This is a genomic window from Candidatus Allofournierella excrementigallinarum (assembly GCF_944388085.1).
Lineage (GTDB): Bacteria > Bacillota > Clostridia > Oscillospirales > Ruminococcaceae > Allofournierella_A > Allofournierella_A excrementigallinarum.
This window is the reverse complement of sequence record NZ_CALXHK010000023.1, coordinates 1-18,147: the sequence shown is the minus strand read 5'-3', so window position 1 is coordinate 18,147 and position 18,147 is coordinate 1. Positions and strand designations below refer to the sequence as shown.

Sequence of the window (18,147 nt, the reverse complement as noted above, 5' to 3'; positions counted from 1 at the left end):
GCTTCTTTGCGGAAAAGGCAGAGGCCCCCGGGGAACAACTTCCCGGGGGCCTTCCTGGCGGCGGGAGGCAGGGCTTGCGGCGCGCTCGTGCCCTTGCCGCAGAAAACAAAAAAGTGCCGGAGCAAAGCACGCTTTGCTCCGGCACTGGTGCGGTTGGAGGGGCTCGAACCCCCGACCTATTGGTTCGTAGCCAATCACTCTATCCAACTGAGCTACAACCGCAGGACTTAGTATATTTTATTGCTTTTGGATGACAAGAATGGCAATTATATGCGTGTTTTCTTGTATAAAACCGCAAACCCGCGCTTTTTCGGGTCGATGGGCGGCACGCCTGTGTTTCAGCTGCCCGCCGCCTGGGCGGGCATCGTGCTGAAACACTTCCCCCTGGCTTTTTTCCGGAATATGTTCGCCGCGGCCCCTTTTACCCGCTGGGCCTTCCGGCGGCCGTTTGCCGTCAAAAGCTGACCGCCGCTGCATGGTTTGCACCTGCAGCCCGCGGCTGCCGAACGGCCCGGCGGCCTTTGATGATTTGATTTACACAAAACGGCGAAAACGCCATGAAAACCTTTTTTACCGCTCGATGGTGCGGTGCAGATGAAAATGATTTTTGCGGAAGGTCAGAATGCCCTCTTTCTGCATTCGGCCCAGCTCTTTGGAAAGGGCGCTGCGCTCCACGTTCAGATAGTCCGCCAGCTGCTGGCGGTCAAAGGGGATGGAAAACTCGGTGGAACCCGCCTGCGCGGCCTGCGCCGAGAGATACATCATCACCCGGCTGCGGATGCCTTTGGCGGAAAGGCAGAGCATCCGCCCGGACCAGGCCAGATTTTTCCTTGCAAAGAGCAGCGTCAGGTTGCGCAGCAGTTTGGGGTACCATGGCTGAGCGCTGTTCGCCTCGCTCAGCAGGGCGGCCAGCCGGATGAACAGCACGCGGCTGGGCTGTGCGGCGGTAACGTCCGCCATCATGGGCACGCCGCACAGCGCATAGGTCTCGGCAAAGGCGTGCCCGGCGGGGATGCTGTGCAGAATGACCCGATTGCCCCACAGGTCGCCGCTCTCCACATGCACCTCGCCCGAAAGCAGCACCCCGAACTCCCCGGTCACGTCCCCGGTATGAAAAAGCACCGCTCCCTTTTCAAAATCCACGGTGCGCACACAGCCCGGCGTCATCATCGCGCCGCACTCTTCGGGCGGAATGCCCCGGAACAGCGCAAGGGAAAAAATTTCCATCCAAAGCCCTCCATTTCGTGGTCAAAACCACATACTTGCAAGGATGATCGTACTATACTCAAAGCATAAAAACAAGGAGGTTTTGCACCATGATCCGAAAGATCATCCACATCGACCAGGAAAAATGCAACGGCTGCGGCGCCTGCGCCAGCGCCTGCCACGAGGGCGCCATCGGCATGGTGGACGGCAAGGCCCGCCTCCTGCGGGACGACTACTGCGATGGCCTGGGCGACTGCCTGCCCGCCTGCCCCACCGGGGCCATCACCTTTGTGGAGCGGGAGGCCGCCGCTTATGACGAGAAAGCGGTGGAAGCCAACCGCAAGGCCAAGGGTATGCCCGCCTCTGGCGGCTGCCCCGGCGCCCGGGCCCGGCAGATGCACCGGCAGGAGGCCGCCGTCCCTGACGCTCCGGCCGGGCCGGAGCAGTCCCAGCTGGGCCAATGGCCCTGCCAGATCAAACTGGCCCCGGTGAACGCCCCCTGGTTCGACGGGGCGAAGCTGCTGGTGGCGGCGGACTGCGCCGCCTATGCCTATGCGTCCATGCACCGGGACTTCATGCGGGGCAGGATCACCCTCATCGGCTGCCCCAAGCTGGACGGCGTGGACTACAGCGAAAAGCTGACCCGCATCCTGGCGGGGAACGACATCCAGAGCGTCACCGTGGTGCGCATGGAGGTGCCCTGTTGCGGCGGGCTGGAACTGGCGGTGAAAAAGGCCCTGCAGGCCAGCGGAAAATTCATTCCCTGGCAGGTGGTGACCCTCTCGGTGGACGGCCGGGTGCTGGACTGACCGGGCCTTGCAAGGAGAACGCGCCGGCTGCCCGCGCCCGCGCGGCTGCAAGCCCACGGCGTGGGAGTGGGACCGCTTTGAACAAGAAAAAGGGAGGCCGGCGGGCCTCCCTCTTTATTCTTTTCCATTTTCTTCCAGCAACTCCAGATATTTTTCCGCCGCACGGGAAAAGACCTGATACTTTTTCCAGATGATGTGCATGCCCGCCTCCCGCCGGGGCTCCAGCGGGCGGAAGCAGAGCGGGCTGTCCTCGCTGAGGCTGATGATGCGGTCCAGGCACAAAGCGCAGCCCATGCCGTCCTCCACCATCAGCGAGCCGTTGAAGGCCAGAGTGTAGGTGCCCGCGATGTTCAGCGCGTCCAGCCCCGCGCCGAACCACTCGGGCAGCAGCGGCCCTTTGAGCACCTGCCGGGAGACCAGCAGCGGCTGGCGGATGAGGTCCGCGGGGGTCACCGCCTCTTTTTCGGCCAGCGGGTGGTCCTTGCGCACCAGCACGCCCCAAACGTCCCGCCAGGGCACCGGCAGGGCGTTGTATTTCGAGCGGTCCGCATGGTCGAACACCAGCCCGAAGTCGATGAGGCCCTTGTCCAGCAGCTCGCACACCTCCATGCCGTCGCCGCTGATGATCCGAAAGCGCACCTCAGGATACCGCCGGCGCAGCTCCTGCGCCGCCCGGGTGAGAAAGTGCACCCCCATTGTTTCCCCCGCGCCCACGCTCACCTCGCCGGTGATCATGCCGTCCCCCAGAGAGACTTCCCGCTGAGCCTTTTCCACCAGTTCCAGGATTTCTTCCGCCCGCTTGCGCAGCAGCATCCCCTCGCCGGTCAGCGACACGCTGCGGCTGCCCCGCACCAGCAGCGGCTGGCCCAGCTCCTCTTCCAACTCCTGCATCTGGCGGGAGAGGGTGGGCTGGGTGATGTGCAGGGCGCTCGCCGCGTTGGTGATGCTGCCCTCCCGGGCAACGGTGAGAAAATAGCGCAGCAGACGCAGTTCCATGAGGCGGCATCCTTTCCGTTTTTTCCATTATACCGCGGCTGGACGATGCTTGCAAGGCATGCGGTTTGATGCAGTATAAGTATTTGCTATTTCACTGCCCCGGGTTTACACTGAAAGCAGAGAAAAACGACAGAGGAGGAGGAACCAATGGAGCGTTCGCAGCCGGAAGAGCAGAAGCCCTGGGCATGCGGCTGCTGTGCCATGGAGGCCGCCGAACTGGCCCAGGCCCTGCGGGACGCGGGCTGCTCGGAGGAGGCGGCCGCCGCGCTGATGGCCGATGTGCGGGACTCCCGCCGCCTGCTGGAACTTCTGGCGCGGCACCGGGCGGCCCTGCTGGACGAGGTGCATCGGTGTGAGAAGAAAATCGACTGCCTGGACTATCTGGTCTACCGCATCAAACAGAATCAACACAAACGGGAGGAATGAACATGCTGGGAAATTTCACCTATTGCAACCCCACGCGGCTGCATTTCGGTGAATCGGCGCTGGAACAGCTGACGGGCGAACTGAAGGAATACGGCGATCGGGTGCTGCTGGCCTACGGCGGCGGTTCCATCAAAAAGAATGGCCTGTATGACAAGGTCACCGCCATCCTCAAAGCCTGCGGCAAGGAAGTGTTCGAGGTGCCGGGAGTCATGCCCAACCCCACGGTGGAAAAGCTGTATGAGGGCTGCCGTGTGGCCCGCGACAACAACGTGGATCTCATTCTGGCGGTGGGCGGCGGCTCGGTGTGCGATTACGCCAAGGCGGTGTCCGTCTCCGCCTGGTGTGAGGACCCCTGGGACAAATACTTTTTGCGCATGGAGGATGTGGCGAACCCCATCATCCCGGTGGGCTGTGTGCTCACCATGGTGGGCACCGGCAGCGAGATGAACGGCGGCGCGGTCATTACCCACCCCGGCCAGAAACGCAAGATCGGCCATGTGTTCGGCAGCAACGTGATGCCCCGTTTCTCCATCCTGGACCCCACCCTTACCTACACCGTGCCCATGAATCAGATGGTGGCCGGCATCTACGACGCGTTCAACCACATCTGCGAGCAGTACTTTTCCGGCGAAGACGACAACACCACCGACTATATCGCCGAGGGGCTGATGCGCTCGCTGATCGCCAGCTCCCGCATCGCGCTGCGCCAGCCGGAAAACTACGAGGCCCGCAGCAACATCATGTGGGCGGCTACCTGGGCGCTGAACACTCTGCTGGCCATGGGCAAGTCCACCGACTGGGAGGTGCACATGATCGGCCAGTCCATCGGGGCCTACACCAACGCCACCCACGGCATGACACTCTCCGCCGTGTCCCTGGCCTACTACCGCTATATCATGGCGGACGGACTTGCCAAATTCGGGCGCTTCGCGGTGAATGTCTGGGGCGTTGACCCGGCGGGCAAAAGCGCCGAGGGGCTGGCCGAAGCGGGCCTTGCGGCAATGGAGAGCTGGATGGAGGAACTGGGCGTGGCGCTGAATATCCGTCAGTTGGGCGTCACCGAGGAGATGCTGGAAGGCATCGCCGACGGCACCTTCCTGATGAGCGGCGGCTACCGTACCCTTACGAGAAGCGATGTGCTGAACATTCTGAAAGCAAGTATGTGAAAGGGAGGAAACGACCATGGCAGTGAAACAGACGGCCGGCCGGGATTCTCTGGGCCGGTTCGCCCCGGAGTTCGCCCGCCTGAACGACGATGTTCTCTTCGGCGAGGTGTGGAGCAGGGAAGAGGCCCTCAGCCTGCGGGACCGCTCGCTGGTCACGGTGGTGTCGCTGATGGCCCAGGGGCTGGTGGATGAGTCCTTCCGCTATCATCTCACCACCGCAAAGCAGAACGGCATCACCCGCGCCGAAATAGCCGAAATTCTCACCCACGCGGCGTTCTACGCCGGCTGGCCCAAGGCGTGGGCGGCCTTCCGCATGGCGAAGGACGTCTGGGCCGAGGAGGGCGGCGATGAAAAGGCCCGCCACCAGAGCGAGATGGTGTTCCCCATCGGCGCGCCCAACGACGCCTACGCCCAATACTTTGTGGGCCAAAGCTACCTTGCGCCCCTTTCCGCCAGCCAGGTGGGGGTGTTCAACGTCACCTTCGAACCGGGCTGCCGCAACAACTGGCACATCCACCACGCGAAGAGCGGCGGCGGCCAGATCTTGATCTGCGTGGCCGGCCGCGGCTGGTACCAGGAGGAGGGCAAGCCCGCCCGGGCGCTGCGCCCCGGCGACGTGGTGAACATCCCCGCCGAAGTGAAGCACTGGCACGGCGCCGCGGCGGACAGCTGGTTTTCCCACCTGGCGCTGGAGGTGCCCGGCGAGGAGACGAACAACGAGTGGTGCGAGCCGGTGAGCGACGCGCAGTATGAAGCCCTGAAATAAAAGGAGAAACCACCATGAGCAAACGAGTACTTGTCATTTCCACCAGCCTGCGCAAGGATTCCAACTCCGACCTGCTGGCGCGGCAGTTCGCCCGGGGCGCACGGGAGGCTGGCCACGAGGTGGACTTTGTCTCGCTCGCGGACAAAGACATCCGATTCTGCAAGAGCTGCCTCGCCTGCCAGACCACTGGGCGGTGCGTCCTCCGCGACGACGCGGACGCCATCGTGCAGGAGAAGATGCTCCATGCCGACGTGCTGGCGTTTGCCACCCCCATCTACTACTACGAGATGAGCGGCCAGATGAAGACCCTGCTGGACCGGGCCAACCCCCTCTATTCCGCCGACTATGCCTTCCGGGAGGTGTGGCTGCTGGCCTGCGCCGCCGAGGAGGGCGACGAGGTGTGGCAGCGGGCGGCCGAGGGGCTTGGCGGCTGGGTGGAGTGCTTTGAAAAAGCAAAGCTGGCGGGCGTGGTGTTCGGCGGCGGCGTCACTGCCCCCGGCGAAGTGCGCGGCGGCGAAGCGATGCAGCGCGCCCTGGAAGCGGGCCGGACGCTGTGAACCGGCGGGCACAGCCACGGTGTTTGCGGCGGGCAGCGCTGGCGCTGGTCCTGACCCTGGCTCTGGCAGGCTGCGGAGCAGGGGAGGTGCCCGCGGCCCCGCGGAGCGCCTTGTCCGCTCCACCGCCCGCTCCCATTGTGGATGGCTCATGCCCGGAGAGCGCGCCGGACGGCGAAAAGGAGGAAGAAACGTTGCTGTACATTCAGGTGGGCGATAACATCCTCGCCGCCGTTCTGGAAGATAATCCCTCCGCCCGGGCGCTGGCGGCGCTGCTGGAAGAGGGACCCGTGACCCTCGAGGCGGAAAACTACGGCGGCTTTGAAAAGGTGGGCGAGCTGCCCGAGGCTCTGCCCCAAAACGACACCCGCATCACGGCGGCTCAGGGGGATGTGATGCTGTACCGGGGCGATTCCGTCGTGCTGTTCTACGGCAGCAACACCTGGTCCTACACAAAACTGGCCCGTATCACCGATGCTGAAGGACTCGAAACGGCCCTGTCCGGCAGCGAGATCTCCTTCACCCTCTCGCTGTGGCCCTGAGGTGCAACGGCGCATAGCCGCACCCTTTGCTGCATACCCTACCAGAGGGTGATACAATGAAAAAATTTCCCTGGAAGAACTACGCGGCCTGGATCTTGCTGGCCGAAGCGGTGGGCGGCTTGTCCGGCTGGCTCACCCGGGAGGGCACGAAGCTTTATACCGAAAGCATCGTCCAGCCGCCGCTCTCGCCGCCGGCTATCGTCTTTCCCATCGTCTGGGCTGTCCTTTATGCCCTGATGGGCGTCAGCGCCGCCCGCATCTGGATGGCTCCGCCTTACGATGACCGGCGGCTGGGCCTGTGGCTGTTCGCCGGGCAGCTGGCCTTCAACTTTTTCTGGAGCATCATTTTCTTCAACCTCCAGTGGTTCGGCTTCGCACTGATTTGGCTGTTTGTGATGTGGGCGCTCATTGCGGCCATGGTGCTGGTTTTTTACCGCGTCGAAAGCCTCGCGGCGCGGCTGCAGCTGCCTTATCTTGTGTGGGTGGCTTTTGCAGGGTATCTGAACGCCGGCGTGTGGCTGCTGAACTGAAACAAAAAAAGGATGGACCCCTCAAGGGGCCCATCCTTTTTCTTACATCTCGATGCCGGTGCGGGCGGGCACTCCGGCGTGGAAATAGTGCTTTATCTCGCCCATTTCGGTGACCAGGTCCGCCCGCTGGCATACCGCTTCGGCGGCCCAGCGCCCGGTGAACACCAGCTCGGTGCGCTCCGGCCGCTCGTCCATCAGCCGCAGCAGGTCCTCCACAACCAGCAGGCCCAGATGCTCCGCCACCAGAATCTCATCCAGCACCACCAGGTCGTACTCCCCGCTGCCAAGAGCCGCCCGGGCCTTCTCATAGCCCGCCCGGGCGCAGGCGGTGTCCCGCTCCCGGTCCGGGCCGGAGAGCTCTTCGCCGCTGCCGTACTGCTCCATCGTCACCGCGCCGCTCAAAAATTCCCGCAGCGCCCGCGCCTCGCTGGTGTTGCCGGTTTTCATGAACTGGCCAAAATAGACCCGCATCCGCGCGCCGGCGGCCCGCAGCACGAGGCCGAGGGCGGCGGTGGTCTTGCCTTTGCCGTTGCCGGTGTACACCTGCACCTTTCCCACAGAAAGCTTGTTCATTCGTTTCTCCTTTTCGGCGCCGGGGCGCCGTTGCTTTTTTCTTTATTATAACCGCAACCGTCCGTTCCGCCAAGCCTGTTTCCGGTGACGATATCACGGTGGCCGGCCGGTTTTGTGCTATAATAAAGAAAACAGAAGGGAGTTGGGGAATATGTTGGAAGTCGGCATGAAAGCGCCGGAATTCACCCTGCAGGACCAGGACGGCCGCCCGGTGAGCCTTTCGGACTTTTTGGGCAAAAAGGTGGTGCTCTATTTTTATCCGAAGGACAGCACCCCCGGCTGCACCCGGCAGGCCTGCGCCTTTGCGGGCTCGCTGAGCGAAATCAAAGCCGAGGGCGCGGTGGTGCTGGGCGTCAGCAAGGACTCCGTTGCCTCGCACCGCAAGTTCGCCGATAAATACGGCCTTCCCTTCACGCTGCTCAGCGACCCGCAGCTGGAAGCCATCCAGGCCTACGGCGTCTGGCAGGAAAAGAAGCTCTACGGCAAAGTGAGCATGGGCGTGGTGCGCACCACCTTCCTCATCGACGAGGAAGGCATGGTCACTGCAGTGATGCCCAAGGTCAAGCCGGATACAAACGCCGCCGATGTGCTGGCGATGCTGAAAGGAGAAAAGTGAGCCATGAAGAAGATGTTTTCCGCCCTGCTTGCCCCGCTGCTGCTGCTCACCGGCTGCGGCGCGGGCGGCGAGGGCTACCGGCAGATCACCCAGCAGGAAGCCAAAGAGCGGATGGACGCCGGCGGCGTAGTGGTGCTGGACGTGCGTGAACAGGACGAGTTCGACGGCGGCCACATTCCCGGCGCGGTGCTGCTGCCTCTGGGCACCATCGACGAGGAGAGCGCCGCCGGGGCCATCGGCGAAAAGGACGCCGAGGTGCTGGTCTACTGCCGCAGCGGCAACCGCAGCAAGCAGGCGGCGGCCAAGCTGGCGAAGCTGGGCTATACCAATGTGTATGAGTTCGGCGGCATCATGACCTGGCCCTATGAGGTGACGGCCGAATGAAGATCATCATCTCGCCGGCCAAGAAGATGAAGGCCGACGACGGCCTGCCCTGGCGGGACCTGCCGGCCTTTCTGGAAAAAACCGGGCGGCTGCTGGCGGCGCTGCGGGCCATGCCCTATGACCGGCTGAAAAGCCTGTGGAAATGCAACGATTCCATCGCGGAGGAAAATCTGCGCCGGCTGGAAAGAATGGACCTGCGACGAAACCTCACGCCGGCCATCCTGAGCTATGAGGGCATCCAGTACCGTTACATGGCGCCGGACGTGTTCACCGACCGGGAGTTTGACTACCTGCAGGAGCATCTGCGCATCCTCTCCGGCTTTTACGGACTGCTGCGTCCTTTCGACGGGGTGCGGCCCTACCGGCTGGAGATGCAGGCAAAGCTTTCGGTGGACGGCGTGAAAGACCTCTATGCGTTCTGGGGCGCGGACCTCGCGGCGGCGCTGGCGGACGGCGCAGACTGGGTGCTGGACCTGGCCTCGAAGGAATACAGCGCCGCGGTGGAAAAGCATCTGCCTTCTTCAGTGCCGCTGGTGCGGTGCGTCTTTGGCGAGGAACAGGAGGGGAAGGTGGTGGAAAAGGGCACCTTTTGCAAAATGGCCCGGGGCGAGATGGTGCGCTTCATGACCGAGACCGGCGCCGCCCGCCCGGAGGACCTGCAGGGGTTTGACCGGCTGGGTTACCGCTTTTCGCCCTGCCGCTCCGGGGAAAACACGCTGGTGTTCCTGCGCGGCGAATAAATTCGGAACAAAAGCGCTTCCGGGCAGCCGGGAGCGCTTCCTTTTGCGTGGGATAAGCCGGAAAGACCTTGCCTTTTCCCTCCTTTTCCCGTACAATAAACAGCGGCCGGCATCCCGCCGGCATCACGCAAAAACCAAGGAGAACGCAATGGAACGAACCTTCGCCCTGAAGGGCAATGTTATTTTTACGCCGGTCTGCGGCCGGCTGGAAGTGCGGCCGCAGCAGTATCTCGTTTGCGAAAACGGGCTGGTGGCGGGCGTTTTTGAGACGCTGCCCGAGCGGTACGCGGGCATCCTCGTCCACGACCACGGTGACAAGATCATCCTGCCCGGCCTGGCGGACCTGCACGTTCACGCCAGCCAGTACGCCTACCGGGGGCTGGGCATGGACATGGAACTGCTGGACTGGTTGGAGGAGAACGCCTTCCCCGAGGAGGCCCGTTTTTCTTTGCCGGAATATGCCCAGGCGACCTACCGGATTTTTACCGATGAGCTGACCCGCAGCGCCACCACCCGGGCGTGCATCTTTGCCACGGTGCACCGGCCGGCTACCCTGCTTTTGATGGAACTGCTGGAAAAGGCGGGCCTGCGGGGCTTTGTGGGCAAGCTGAACATGGACTCCAACTGCCCGGATTACCTGCGGGAGACCGCCGAAGACTCCCTGGCCGAGACCCGACGCTGGCTGGAGGAAAGCGCCGCCTTTTCCGCCGTGCGGCCGGTCATCACGCCCCGCTTTATCCCCAGCTGCACCGAAGAACTGATGAACGGCCTGGGCGAATTGCAGCGCCAGTTCGGCGCGGCAATGCAGTCCCATCTTTCGGAGAATCTCTCCGAGATCGAATGGGTGGGGCAGCTGCGCCCCTGGGCCCGGTTCTACGGCGAGGCTTACAGCCGGCCGGGGCTGTTCGGGGGCGAGTGCCGCACGGTGATGGCCCACTGCATCTGGAGCAGCGAGGAGGAGCGGGCTCTGATGAAGGAACGGGGCGTGTTTTTGGCCCACTGCCCCCAGTCCAACATGAACGTGTCCTCCGGCATCGCCCCGGTGCGCACCTGGCTGAAGGAGGGCCAGAAGGCGGGCCTGGGCAGCGACGTGGCCGGCGGCGCGCATCTTTCCATCTTCCGCGCCATGACCGACGCCATCCAGTGCTCCAAGCTGCGCTGGCGGCTGGTGGACGACAGTCTGCCCGCCCTCACCCTGCCCGAGGCGCTGTATCTGGCCACCAAGGGCGGCGGCGAGTTCTTCGGCAAGGTGGGCAGCTTCGAGCCGGATTACGAGTTCGACGCCATTGTCATGGACGACAGCGCCCTGCCCACCACCCGCGAGTGTACCCTCACCGAGCGGCTGGAGCGGGTGGCCTGGCTTTCCGACGGGCTGCCTTCGGCCAAGTATGTGGCCGGCCGGCGGCTGTTTTGAGACGAAGATCTTGTGCAAAAAAAGAACGGCGTCCGCGCGGACGCCGCTCTTTTGATGTTTCGGGTTTCTCCGAACGGCTCAACCCTTGACCGCGCCGGAGGTGAGGCCCTGGATGAAGTACCGCTGCAGGAACACGAAGATGATGGTAACGGGCACCGCCGCCACCAGCGAAGTGCTCATCATGGCGCTCCAGTTTGTGGAGGCCTCGCCCAGGAAGGTCATCACCAGACCGGGCACCAGGGTTCGGCTGGCGGTGTCGGTGACGAGGGTCATGGAGTAGAGCAGATCGTTCCAGCTCCATACGAAACCGTAGATGGCGATGGAGATCATTCCGGGCACCGCCATGGGGAAGATGATCTGGAACATGATGCGCCCGTGGCCGGCGCCGTCGATCTTGGCGCTCTCGATCAGCGCGTCGGGCAGCTGGTCAAAGTAGCTTTTCAGTGTCCAGGTGCCCACCGGCAGGGTGAACACCACATAGCTGATGAGCAGCGCCCAATAGCTGCCCAGCAGGCCGGTGCGCTGCATCAGTACGTAGATGGAAAGCAGCAGGATGGCCTGGGGGAACGCCTGACTCATCATGAACATGCCCATGATGAACTTGCGGCCCCGGTAGCGGAACTTGGAGAAGCTGTAGCCCGCGAAGGCGCACACGATGGTGGCCATGAAGCTGCTTCCGAAGGACACCACCAGGCTGTTGCGCAGATAGCGCATGATGGTGGGGTCGCGCACGATGTTCAAAATGTTCTCCAGCGTTTTGGGCCCGGTGAAAAAGGTGAGGGTAAAGGTGTCGGAGCTGGGCTTCAGCGCGGTGTTGATCATCCACAGAAGGGGGAGAAATACGAACGCGCCGATGGCCAGCAGGAACACCCAGAAAAAGATGCGAAAGCCGATGGTCTTCTGAAACATTTTCATTCCCTCACCCCCTTTCAGTCAGATTCGTTGACCTGCCGCAGGTAGACAAAGCTGAAGCAGGCGAGCAGCAGCGCCCAGATGGCGCCCACGGTGGCGGCTTTGCCCATGTCCCAGTTCTTGAACGCGGTGGTGTACACCTCGATGGACAGGGTGGTGGTGGCACGGGCGAGGCCGCCCTCGGTCATGGTCCAGGGCAGGTCGAAGTGCTGCAGGTTGCCGATGGTGCCCAGAATCAGCACCAGCGTCACGATGGAGCGCATCTGGGGCAGCACCACGTGGGTGAAGGTCTGCCAGTTGCGGCCCCGTCAATGCGGGCGGCCTCGATCTGGTCCCTGGAAACGCCCTGCAGACCGCCCAGCAGAAAGGCCATGTACCAGGGCAGCATCTGCCAGGTGCGGGCGATGACCACACAGATCAGCGCGGTCTGGGTCTGGCCCATCCAGGCGACTCCTTTGTCCAGAATGCCCAGATTTGTCAGAAGGGCGTTGAGCACGCCGTACTGGCCGTTGAAGATCCAGCTCCACAAAAAGCCGATGGCGATGCCGGGGATGATCCAGTTCACCAGCGTCAGGCCCCGCAGCAGTTCGCTTCCCTTGAAGCCCTGGTTGAGCAGGATGGCCCAGATGAAGCCCAGCACGAAGGGGATGACCGTCGCCAGCACCACGAAGAGAGCGGTGGTGGCGAGGGTGGAGACAAAATAGGGGTCCTTGAACACCTTGATGTAGTTCGCCAGCCCCACCCAGTCATAGTCCGGGTAGAGCAGCGACCGGTCGGTGAAAGACATGAGCACCGCATCCACAAAGGGATACAGGATGATGGCGGCGAACACCGCAAGACCGGGCACTACCAGCAAGAAGCCCACCTGGCGGTCGGTGAGACGGCCGCCGTTTTTGATACCTTTCACGGAAAAGCCTCCTTTGGGGACGGGACCGTCCCGCGTTGCGCGGGGCGGCCCCGTTCAGGTCGAATGTGCCCGGCAAGGGATTTGCGCAGGCGCAGAGGGGTCACAGAGCGTTCAGGCGGCTCTCCATATCGGCCACGGCCTGCTCGGCGGTCTTCTGGCCCAGCAGGGCGTACTGCAGCTCCTCGGTGATGACGCTCTTGACTTCGTTGGCATTGGTCATGCGGGCGGTCTCCTCCGGGCGGGCGGTGGCGGTGGACTGGATGAAGCCGTTCAGGTAAGCGTCGCTCTTGACCTCTTCCTTTTCAGAGGCGCTGGTGGTCACAGGGGGCATGCCGTTGTTGGTGAAGTAGTCCATGGCCACTTCGTCGCTCACCAGGGTCAGGGCCAGGTCGGCGGCCTGCTCTTTGTACTCGCTCTTTTCAAAGATGACCAGCATGTCCTGGTACCGCTTGACGCACTCCACGGCGGCTTCGCTGTTGATGGTCACAGAGCCGTCCTCGCCGTAGATGGCGCCGCCAAAGGTCCACAGCCAGGGCATGAAGTCACCGGCGCAGGTGGCGTCCTTGGTGGACACGCCGTAGGGAACGATGCCCTCGCCCAGCGCGGCCACGTCGGCCAGACACTGCTCAAACTCCTCCATGGTGGTGGGCACGGTGTCCCAGCCGGCGCGGGCCAGGATCTCGGGGTTGTAGACCATGGTGATGGAGGCCATGCTCCAAGGCAGAGTCAGCTGTTTGCCGTCCACGTTGCCCACATCCAGGGCGGACTGGGGGAAGTTAGCCTTCAGGTAATCCTCGCCGAGGATCTCGTTCCAGTCGGCCAGAACGCCCGCCTGAGCCACGGTGTTGAAGATGCCGATGTCCACCTGGGCCAGGTCAAGCTGCTCGGAGCCCTGGTTGCGGATCAGCAGCTGCTGGGCGGTGTCCGCCCAGGTCCAGCCCACCCAGGTCACGGTGTTGCCGCTGGCCTCTTCGTAGGTGGTGCGCATGCGCTGGAAGATGTCCTTGGAGGCCTCCTCCTCGCCGGACCAGCCGGCCCAGACGATGTTCACCGGCTCGGTGGCTTCGGAGCTGCCGGACCCGGCGGAGGCGGGAGTAGAACCGCCGGTGGAAGCGGGAGTGCCGCCGCAGCCGGCCAGAAGGGAAGCAGTCATGAGCGCGCTGAGGCTCAGCGCCAACCATTTTTGCAGTTTCATTGTGATTCTCCTTTGTCCTGTATTTGATGTTCGGATGGATTGTATGGGCCCTGTCAAACCGGTGCTCCTGCGGTGCGGGCGTCCCCGCCCGTGCTCACCGGTGTTGCCTGTATACGCGCACCTCAAACAGATGCGCCCGCTCATCGCCCCAGGTCTTTTCACAGACCAGGCGAAGCGCCGCGGCCGTCACGGCCTTGCCGGTGGAAAGCTCCAGCAGCCGCCGCCAGTTTCCGGTGCAGCGGGCCGCCGTCTGCCAGCCGTCCTCCGTCAGCACCTGTACGCTCACGTCCCGCATCAGCTGGGGCGGCATGCCCCGACGGGCGGCGAATTTGTGGTGATCCTCCCAGTGGTCGGTGCGGCTGCTGGGGATCTCCATGGAAAGTTCCGGGTCAAGATACAAAAGGATGGTGTCGAAGGTGCGGGGAGCGTCCCAGCGTAGCTCCAGCCAGGGGGCTGTCTCCGGGGCCGAGCACCACAGGTGGGGCTGCCGCCAGATGCGGCTGCACCCGTCGATCACGTTTTCCGGAGCATAAAAGCGGTTTGTGTCGGGAAGGAAAAGCGGGTCATGGTATTCCGGGGAGTCCGCCTTGCCGCACAGGACACCCGGCGCTCTTGTTTCTGCCAGCCCCAGCGAGACGCCGGGAGCCGGGTCGAATACAAGCATACCATACTGCCCCTGCGCCTGGGAAGGAAAGAGGGCGGTGAGCCAGTTCTCCCCGGCGGTCAGCTGCCAGACCTGTTTGCCCGCCGGCTGGCCGGGGCACAGGCGGTTGGGCAGCGGGCAGAAATGCCAGTCTGCCCGCAGCTCGCCGGGAGCCTCGGCCCGGACCAGGAACCGTCCGCGGGGCTCATCCGGGCAGGGGCAGGCGATGAAGCCGCCCTGCTCCAGAGAAAACCAGCCGGCGGCGGGCCCCTCGTTGGGCTGGTAGCGGGAGCTGGCGGTCACCGCCGCGTCCCGGGCCAGGTCCTCCGGGTCCTCGTTCGCAAGCCCCGGCAGGAACATGTCCTCCCGCAGCAATGTCTGGCGGATGTCCGCCACCTGGGCCGGCGCCAGACCGGCGGGGCTTTTCTGCCACCGCAGGCAGCCCCAGGCCAGTGCCGCGGCCGCCTGACCGGACAGCGCGCAGGTGTTCATCACACGGGTGGAGACGAATGCCTCCCGCCGGGTGCCGATGTTCCGGCCCGCGAACAGCAGATTGGGGAAGTCGGCGTGGTACAGGCAGCGAAGCGGTACCGCGTAGATGTTCACCGGGATCTGGACGCAGTTGTCCTCGTCGCTGCCGATGCCCTCGGCGGGGTGAAAATCCATGTACCATCCGCCGTAAAAGCCGCCGTCGGCAAAATCGGTGTGCCGCAGCACGTCCTCCTGGCTGAGCAGGTAGGCCGCGTCCATCCGGCGGGACTCCCGCTTTCCGGGCAGGCTGCCCACCCATTCCAGCGTATAGCAGGCGGCGTCGAAGAGCCCGCTGTTTTTTATGTAGTTCCAGATGCCCATCACGATGCGCCGCAGCTCGAAGGCAATGTCCTGGGCGTCGGCGATGGTGTTGCGCAGCCCGCCGTACTCGAACCACCAGCAGTCGCTGCCGCTCTGGGTCTCGGAAACGATGCGCCCGCCCCGGCCCAGAAGAGTCTCCACCTCTTCCAGCCCATAGGCGTAGGAGGGAGGCACAAAGGTCACGGGGTGGTCTTCCTTCTTCACATAATAAAGGATGGAACTGCCCAGCAGGGCAGCGGGTTCGGGCGCGGCGTCCTTGCGGAACAGATGTTCGCCGATCCAGTAGGGCACCCCCGCCTTTGCGGCCACCGACCCGTCGCCGGTGGCGTCGATGAACATTTTCGCGTGGATCCGCCAGGTGCGCTCGCTGGCCTGCTGGCTGCCCTGCACCCATTTCAGCTCGCGGTCCTGCACCTCGACTTCGGTGATGTCGGTGTTCAAAAGAAGGGTCAGGCCCGGTTGGCTGGTCACCGCGTCCAGCAGCACGTCATCCCAGAACAGAGGGTTGCCGTCGGGGTTTGAGTAGAGGTTGCGCATCTTCAGTGTGCCGAGAACGCCCATCTCTTCGCTGAACAGATTGCCCGCGCCCACTGCGCCCCGGGTCCACACCCGGACTTCGCTGCTGGAGTTGCCGCCCAGGACGGGCCGGTTCTGGACGAGGACGGTGGCAAGGCCAAGGCGCGCGCCTTCCAGGGCCGCGCAAACGCCGGCGGGGCCGCCGCCCACCACGGCCAGATCGGTGTACAGCTCTTTCATGTTTTGACACACCTCTATTGAGAGCAGATTATTCCACTTTGATGGAAATAAACCCATGGAGGGAAACGGAAATTTTTTTATAAAATATAAAAAAATGATGAAATGAAGAAACTTTTTGTTTGATTTGTCTCCATTCTAACAGCAAAAACGGCCGTTCGCCATGATTGTTTTGCTTTATTTCTGGATTATTCTGCACTAAGTTGTTGACGGAAAGTCCGGGATGGGATACACTGAATGCAGCGAACAAGAGCAAAAAGGAGGCAGCGATATGGCGAATCCTTACCAGAGCGTGGGCGATTACCTGCAGTTCATCCGGGATAAATACAACGTGCAAATCTGCGTGAAGGACTTTGGCGGCTTTATCCACATCAACAAGGATCTTTCGGAGGCGCTGGACCCCTTCCTTGCTCACACAAATCCGTTTTGTTTGTACATGAAAAGCGAGCCGGAGCGCTTCCACGTCTGCCTTTCCATGATACGCAAGATGCACGACAAACTCCTGCGCACAAAAAAGCCTTTTTTCGGCGTCTGCCACGCGGGGCTGGGGGAGTATGTGGTGCCGGTGTACTCCGGCGAGCTGCTTCTGGGCACGGTGAACGCCGGCTTTTTCCAGACCAACGAGGCGCGCACCCATTGGTGCATCGAGCACTCCTGCCGCTGCAGCGAAGGGCTTGAGGCCGCGCGTGCGCTGGAACTGTATGCTGCCAACATCGCCACGCCCACCATACCGGTGGATGACCTTCTGGTGGAACTGCAGCTGGTGGCGGGGCATCTGGGCCAGTCTTACCAGGCTCTGAGCAACACCCATGCCGCCCCCAACATGGCCCGGAAGTACCAGAATTCCAGCGAGGACACCATCTTCTCCCACGCGGTGGAGTATGTTCGCATCAACTGCACCCAGCACGTTTCCCTGCCGGAACTTGCGCGCTTCTGCCATTGCAGCGAAAGCTACCTCAGCCGCCTGTTCAAGCGGCACGCAGGGGTGAACGTGAGCACCTATGTGAACAAGGTGCGGGTGGAGCAGGCCAAAGGCATGCTGCGCTACAGCCTGCTGCCGGTGGCGGATGTGGCCGGTTCCTGCGGATTCAACGACCCGAACTATTTTTCCCGGGTGTTTGCCCGCATCGTGGGCATTCCGCCCTCCGAGTACCGCCGCCGCTTTCTGGACATCGAGACCCGGCAGCCGCCGCCCCGCGCACGGTGACCGGCTGCATGGCAGATACAAGAAATCGGCGGAGGGACCGGGCAGACAGCGGGCGGGGATTTGTGCTATCCTTAAAAAAACGCCCGGTGCGGGACGAAACGCAACGGAAAAAAGGAGGGGGAACGCCCCGTGAGCATCACCCTGACCGTATCCATGCTGCTGGCTTATACCGCCGCGCTGTGCCTTCTCATCCGAAAGGCATGCTCGCCCCGCAAGAGCTATCTGGCGGAAAAGATCCTGTGCAGCCTGCTTTTTGTGGCGGTGGCAGGGGTGTCGGCCCGGATGGGCAGCCGCCCGGAGGCTTTTGCGCACCTTGCGCCCGCCCTCGGCTGCTGCGTGGCGGGCGACGTGCTGCTGGCTGTTTATAACCGCCGCCGCAAGCTTCCCTGGTTCGTGGCGGGCGGCGTCTGCTTTCTGGCAGGGCATGGCCTGTTCGTGTGGGGGCTCTGCCGCCTGCAGCCGCCGAACTGGTTCGTGCCCGCGGCGGCCGCGGCCGGCGCGCTGGGAGTGCTGGCCCTGAGCCGTCTGCCCGGGATGCGCTTCGGCCGTCTGCTGCCCATGGCGGCGGTCTATGCATCCTTTGTTTCCGCCTTCCTGGGCAAGGGAGTTCAGCTGGCGGCGGGACTGGGCCAACCGTGGTGCTATCTGGTCCTGGCGGGCGCGGCTCTTTTCTGGGTATCGGACCTGCTGATCCTGTTCCTCTATTTTTACCGCACCTCCCACCCAGCGGTGCATGCAGCCAACCTGGCCACCTATTATTACGGCATGTTCCTTGTGGCCGTCAGCCTGGGTTTTTAACCGGTTGACTGTTTTGAGGATGGCTCTTTGCCGTTCCCATCAGCGTTCTTTGAGCGGTTTGCTTCAAAGAACGCTGCTTTTTTGAGTGCTTAAGCGCAAAAAAACCACCAGCTCTGCTGGTGGAATAAAAACGGCTTTAGCCATAGACAAAAGAGGAC

At 63.0% G+C, this 18,147-nt stretch carries 21 protein-coding genes and 1 tRNA gene; 13 read left to right on the top strand and 9 right to left on the bottom strand.

The window, feature by feature from the left end:
* Positions 1-145 precede the first annotated feature (145 nt).
* Positions 146-222, bottom strand: a tRNA-Arg gene (locus ACH2AT_RS05980).
* 348 nt (positions 223-570) lie between these two features.
* Positions 571-1,227 (bottom strand): Crp/Fnr family transcriptional regulator, encoded by a 657-nt coding sequence (locus ACH2AT_RS05975; RefSeq protein ID WP_394964315.1) that lies wholly within the window; start codon positions 1,225-1,227, stop codon positions 571-573.
* An 89-nt stretch (positions 1,228-1,316) separates the two neighbouring features.
* Between ACH2AT_RS05975 and ACH2AT_RS05970 the strand changes: the two genes are divergently transcribed.
* Entirely contained in the window at positions 1,317-2,015 is a 699-nt protein-coding gene (locus tag ACH2AT_RS05970) for an ATP-binding protein (RefSeq protein ID WP_394964313.1), read from the top strand.
* A gap of 114 nt (positions 2,016-2,129) precedes the next feature.
* Here the strand turns inward: ACH2AT_RS05970 and ACH2AT_RS05965 are convergent, their stop codons facing one another.
* Positions 2,130-3,011, bottom strand: coding sequence for a LysR family transcriptional regulator (locus ACH2AT_RS05965; RefSeq protein WP_394964311.1), 882 nt, complete (start codon positions 3,009-3,011; stop codon positions 2,130-2,132).
* A 147-nt stretch (positions 3,012-3,158) separates the two neighbouring features.
* Between ACH2AT_RS05965 and ACH2AT_RS05960 the strand changes: the two genes are divergently transcribed.
* From ACH2AT_RS05960 to ACH2AT_RS05935, 6 genes are all read left to right on the top strand, one after another.
* The gene (locus tag ACH2AT_RS05960) at positions 3,159-3,437 is read left to right on the top strand and encodes a hypothetical protein (protein ID WP_394964310.1); all 279 of its coding nucleotides are present in this window, start codon (positions 3,159-3,161) and stop codon (positions 3,435-3,437) included.
* A 2-nt stretch (positions 3,438-3,439) separates the two neighbouring features.
* On the top strand, positions 3,440-4,603 hold the full coding sequence (locus tag ACH2AT_RS05955) for an iron-containing alcohol dehydrogenase (RefSeq protein ID WP_394964308.1): 1,164 nt from the start codon (positions 3,440-3,442) through the stop codon (positions 4,601-4,603).
* Between the two features lie 16 nt (positions 4,604-4,619).
* The gene (locus ACH2AT_RS05950; protein WP_394964306.1) at positions 4,620-5,369 is read left to right on the top strand and encodes a carboxymuconolactone decarboxylase family protein; all 750 of its coding nucleotides are present in this window, start codon (positions 4,620-4,622) and stop codon (positions 5,367-5,369) included.
* Positions 5,370-5,383: 14 nt separating this feature from the next.
* Positions 5,384-5,926: a flavodoxin family protein gene (locus ACH2AT_RS05945; protein WP_394964304.1), complete on the top strand. Its 543-nt coding sequence runs from the start codon at positions 5,384-5,386 to the stop codon at positions 5,924-5,926.
* Positions 5,927-6,117: 191 nt separating this feature from the next.
* Entirely contained in the window at positions 6,118-6,465 is a 348-nt protein-coding gene (locus ACH2AT_RS05940; RefSeq protein ID WP_394964302.1) for a cyclophilin-like fold protein, read from the top strand.
* Between the two features lie 56 nt (positions 6,466-6,521).
* Positions 6,522-6,995, top strand: coding sequence for a TspO/MBR family protein (locus ACH2AT_RS05935; RefSeq protein ID WP_394964300.1), 474 nt, complete (start codon positions 6,522-6,524; stop codon positions 6,993-6,995).
* A gap of 42 nt (positions 6,996-7,037) precedes the next feature.
* On the opposite strand, the gene ACH2AT_RS05930 is transcribed toward ACH2AT_RS05935, so the two are convergent.
* On the bottom strand, positions 7,038-7,568 hold the full coding sequence (locus ACH2AT_RS05930; protein ID WP_394964298.1) for a cob(I)yrinic acid a,c-diamide adenosyltransferase: 531 nt from the start codon (positions 7,566-7,568) through the stop codon (positions 7,038-7,040).
* A 151-nt stretch (positions 7,569-7,719) separates the two neighbouring features.
* Between ACH2AT_RS05930 and bcp the strand changes: the two genes are divergently transcribed.
* The 4 genes from bcp (at position 7,720) to ACH2AT_RS05910 (ending at position 10,722) form a co-directional block, all read left to right on the top strand.
* Positions 7,720-8,184 carry a thioredoxin-dependent thiol peroxidase gene (bcp, locus tag ACH2AT_RS05925; RefSeq protein ID WP_394964296.1) on the top strand — a complete coding sequence of 155 codons (465 nt, stop codon included), beginning with the start codon at positions 7,720-7,722 and terminating at the stop codon, positions 8,182-8,184.
* Between the two features lie 3 nt (positions 8,185-8,187).
* Positions 8,188-8,568 carry a rhodanese-like domain-containing protein gene (locus ACH2AT_RS05920; protein WP_394964294.1) on the top strand — a complete coding sequence of 127 codons (381 nt, stop codon included), beginning with the start codon at positions 8,188-8,190 and terminating at the stop codon, positions 8,566-8,568.
* Positions 8,565-9,308: a peroxide stress protein YaaA gene (gene yaaA / locus ACH2AT_RS05915; RefSeq protein WP_394964292.1), complete on the top strand. Its 744-nt coding sequence runs from the start codon at positions 8,565-8,567 to the stop codon at positions 9,306-9,308. Before ACH2AT_RS05920 ends, yaaA begins: the two co-directional genes overlap by 4 nt.
* A gap of 148 nt (positions 9,309-9,456) precedes the next feature.
* Positions 9,457-10,722: an amidohydrolase family protein gene (locus ACH2AT_RS05910; RefSeq protein ID WP_394964290.1), complete on the top strand. Its 1,266-nt coding sequence runs from the start codon at positions 9,457-9,459 to the stop codon at positions 10,720-10,722.
* Positions 10,723-10,800: 78 nt separating this feature from the next.
* Here ACH2AT_RS05910 and ACH2AT_RS05905 read toward each other — a convergent pair whose 3' ends face one another.
* From ACH2AT_RS05905 to ACH2AT_RS05885, 5 genes are all read right to left on the bottom strand, one after another.
* Positions 10,801-11,637 (bottom strand): carbohydrate ABC transporter permease, encoded by an 837-nt coding sequence (locus tag ACH2AT_RS05905; protein ID WP_394964288.1) that lies wholly within the window; start codon positions 11,635-11,637, stop codon positions 10,801-10,803.
* 14 nt (positions 11,638-11,651) lie between these two features.
* Positions 11,652-11,897, bottom strand: a complete 246-nt coding sequence (locus tag ACH2AT_RS05900) for a carbohydrate ABC transporter permease (protein ID WP_394964286.1) — start codon at positions 11,895-11,897, stop codon at positions 11,652-11,654.
* Entirely contained in the window at positions 11,882-12,541 is a 660-nt protein-coding gene (locus ACH2AT_RS05895) for a carbohydrate ABC transporter permease (RefSeq protein WP_394964284.1), read from the bottom strand. The genes ACH2AT_RS05900 and ACH2AT_RS05895 overlap by 16 nt, the downstream gene beginning before the upstream one ends.
* Positions 12,542-12,641: 100 nt before the next feature.
* Entirely contained in the window at positions 12,642-13,736 is a 1,095-nt protein-coding gene (locus ACH2AT_RS05890) for an ABC transporter substrate-binding protein (protein WP_394964282.1), read from the bottom strand.
* Positions 13,737-13,830: 94 nt separating this feature from the next.
* On the bottom strand, positions 13,831-15,987 hold the full coding sequence (locus ACH2AT_RS05885) for an FAD-dependent oxidoreductase (RefSeq protein ID WP_394964280.1): 2,157 nt from the start codon (positions 15,985-15,987) through the stop codon (positions 13,831-13,833).
* Positions 15,988-16,255: 268 nt separating this feature from the next.
* Here ACH2AT_RS05885 and ACH2AT_RS05880 point away from each other — a divergent pair, with 268 nt between their 5' ends.
* Positions 16,256-17,191 (top strand): helix-turn-helix domain-containing protein, encoded by a 936-nt coding sequence (locus ACH2AT_RS05880; RefSeq protein ID WP_394964278.1) that lies wholly within the window; start codon positions 16,256-16,258, stop codon positions 17,189-17,191.
* Positions 17,192-17,320: 129 nt separating this feature from the next.
* Complete coding sequence (locus ACH2AT_RS05875) at positions 17,321-17,989, top strand: lysoplasmalogenase family protein (protein ID WP_394964276.1); 669 nt, start codon at positions 17,321-17,323, stop codon at positions 17,987-17,989.
* Positions 17,990-18,147 lie beyond the last annotated feature (158 nt).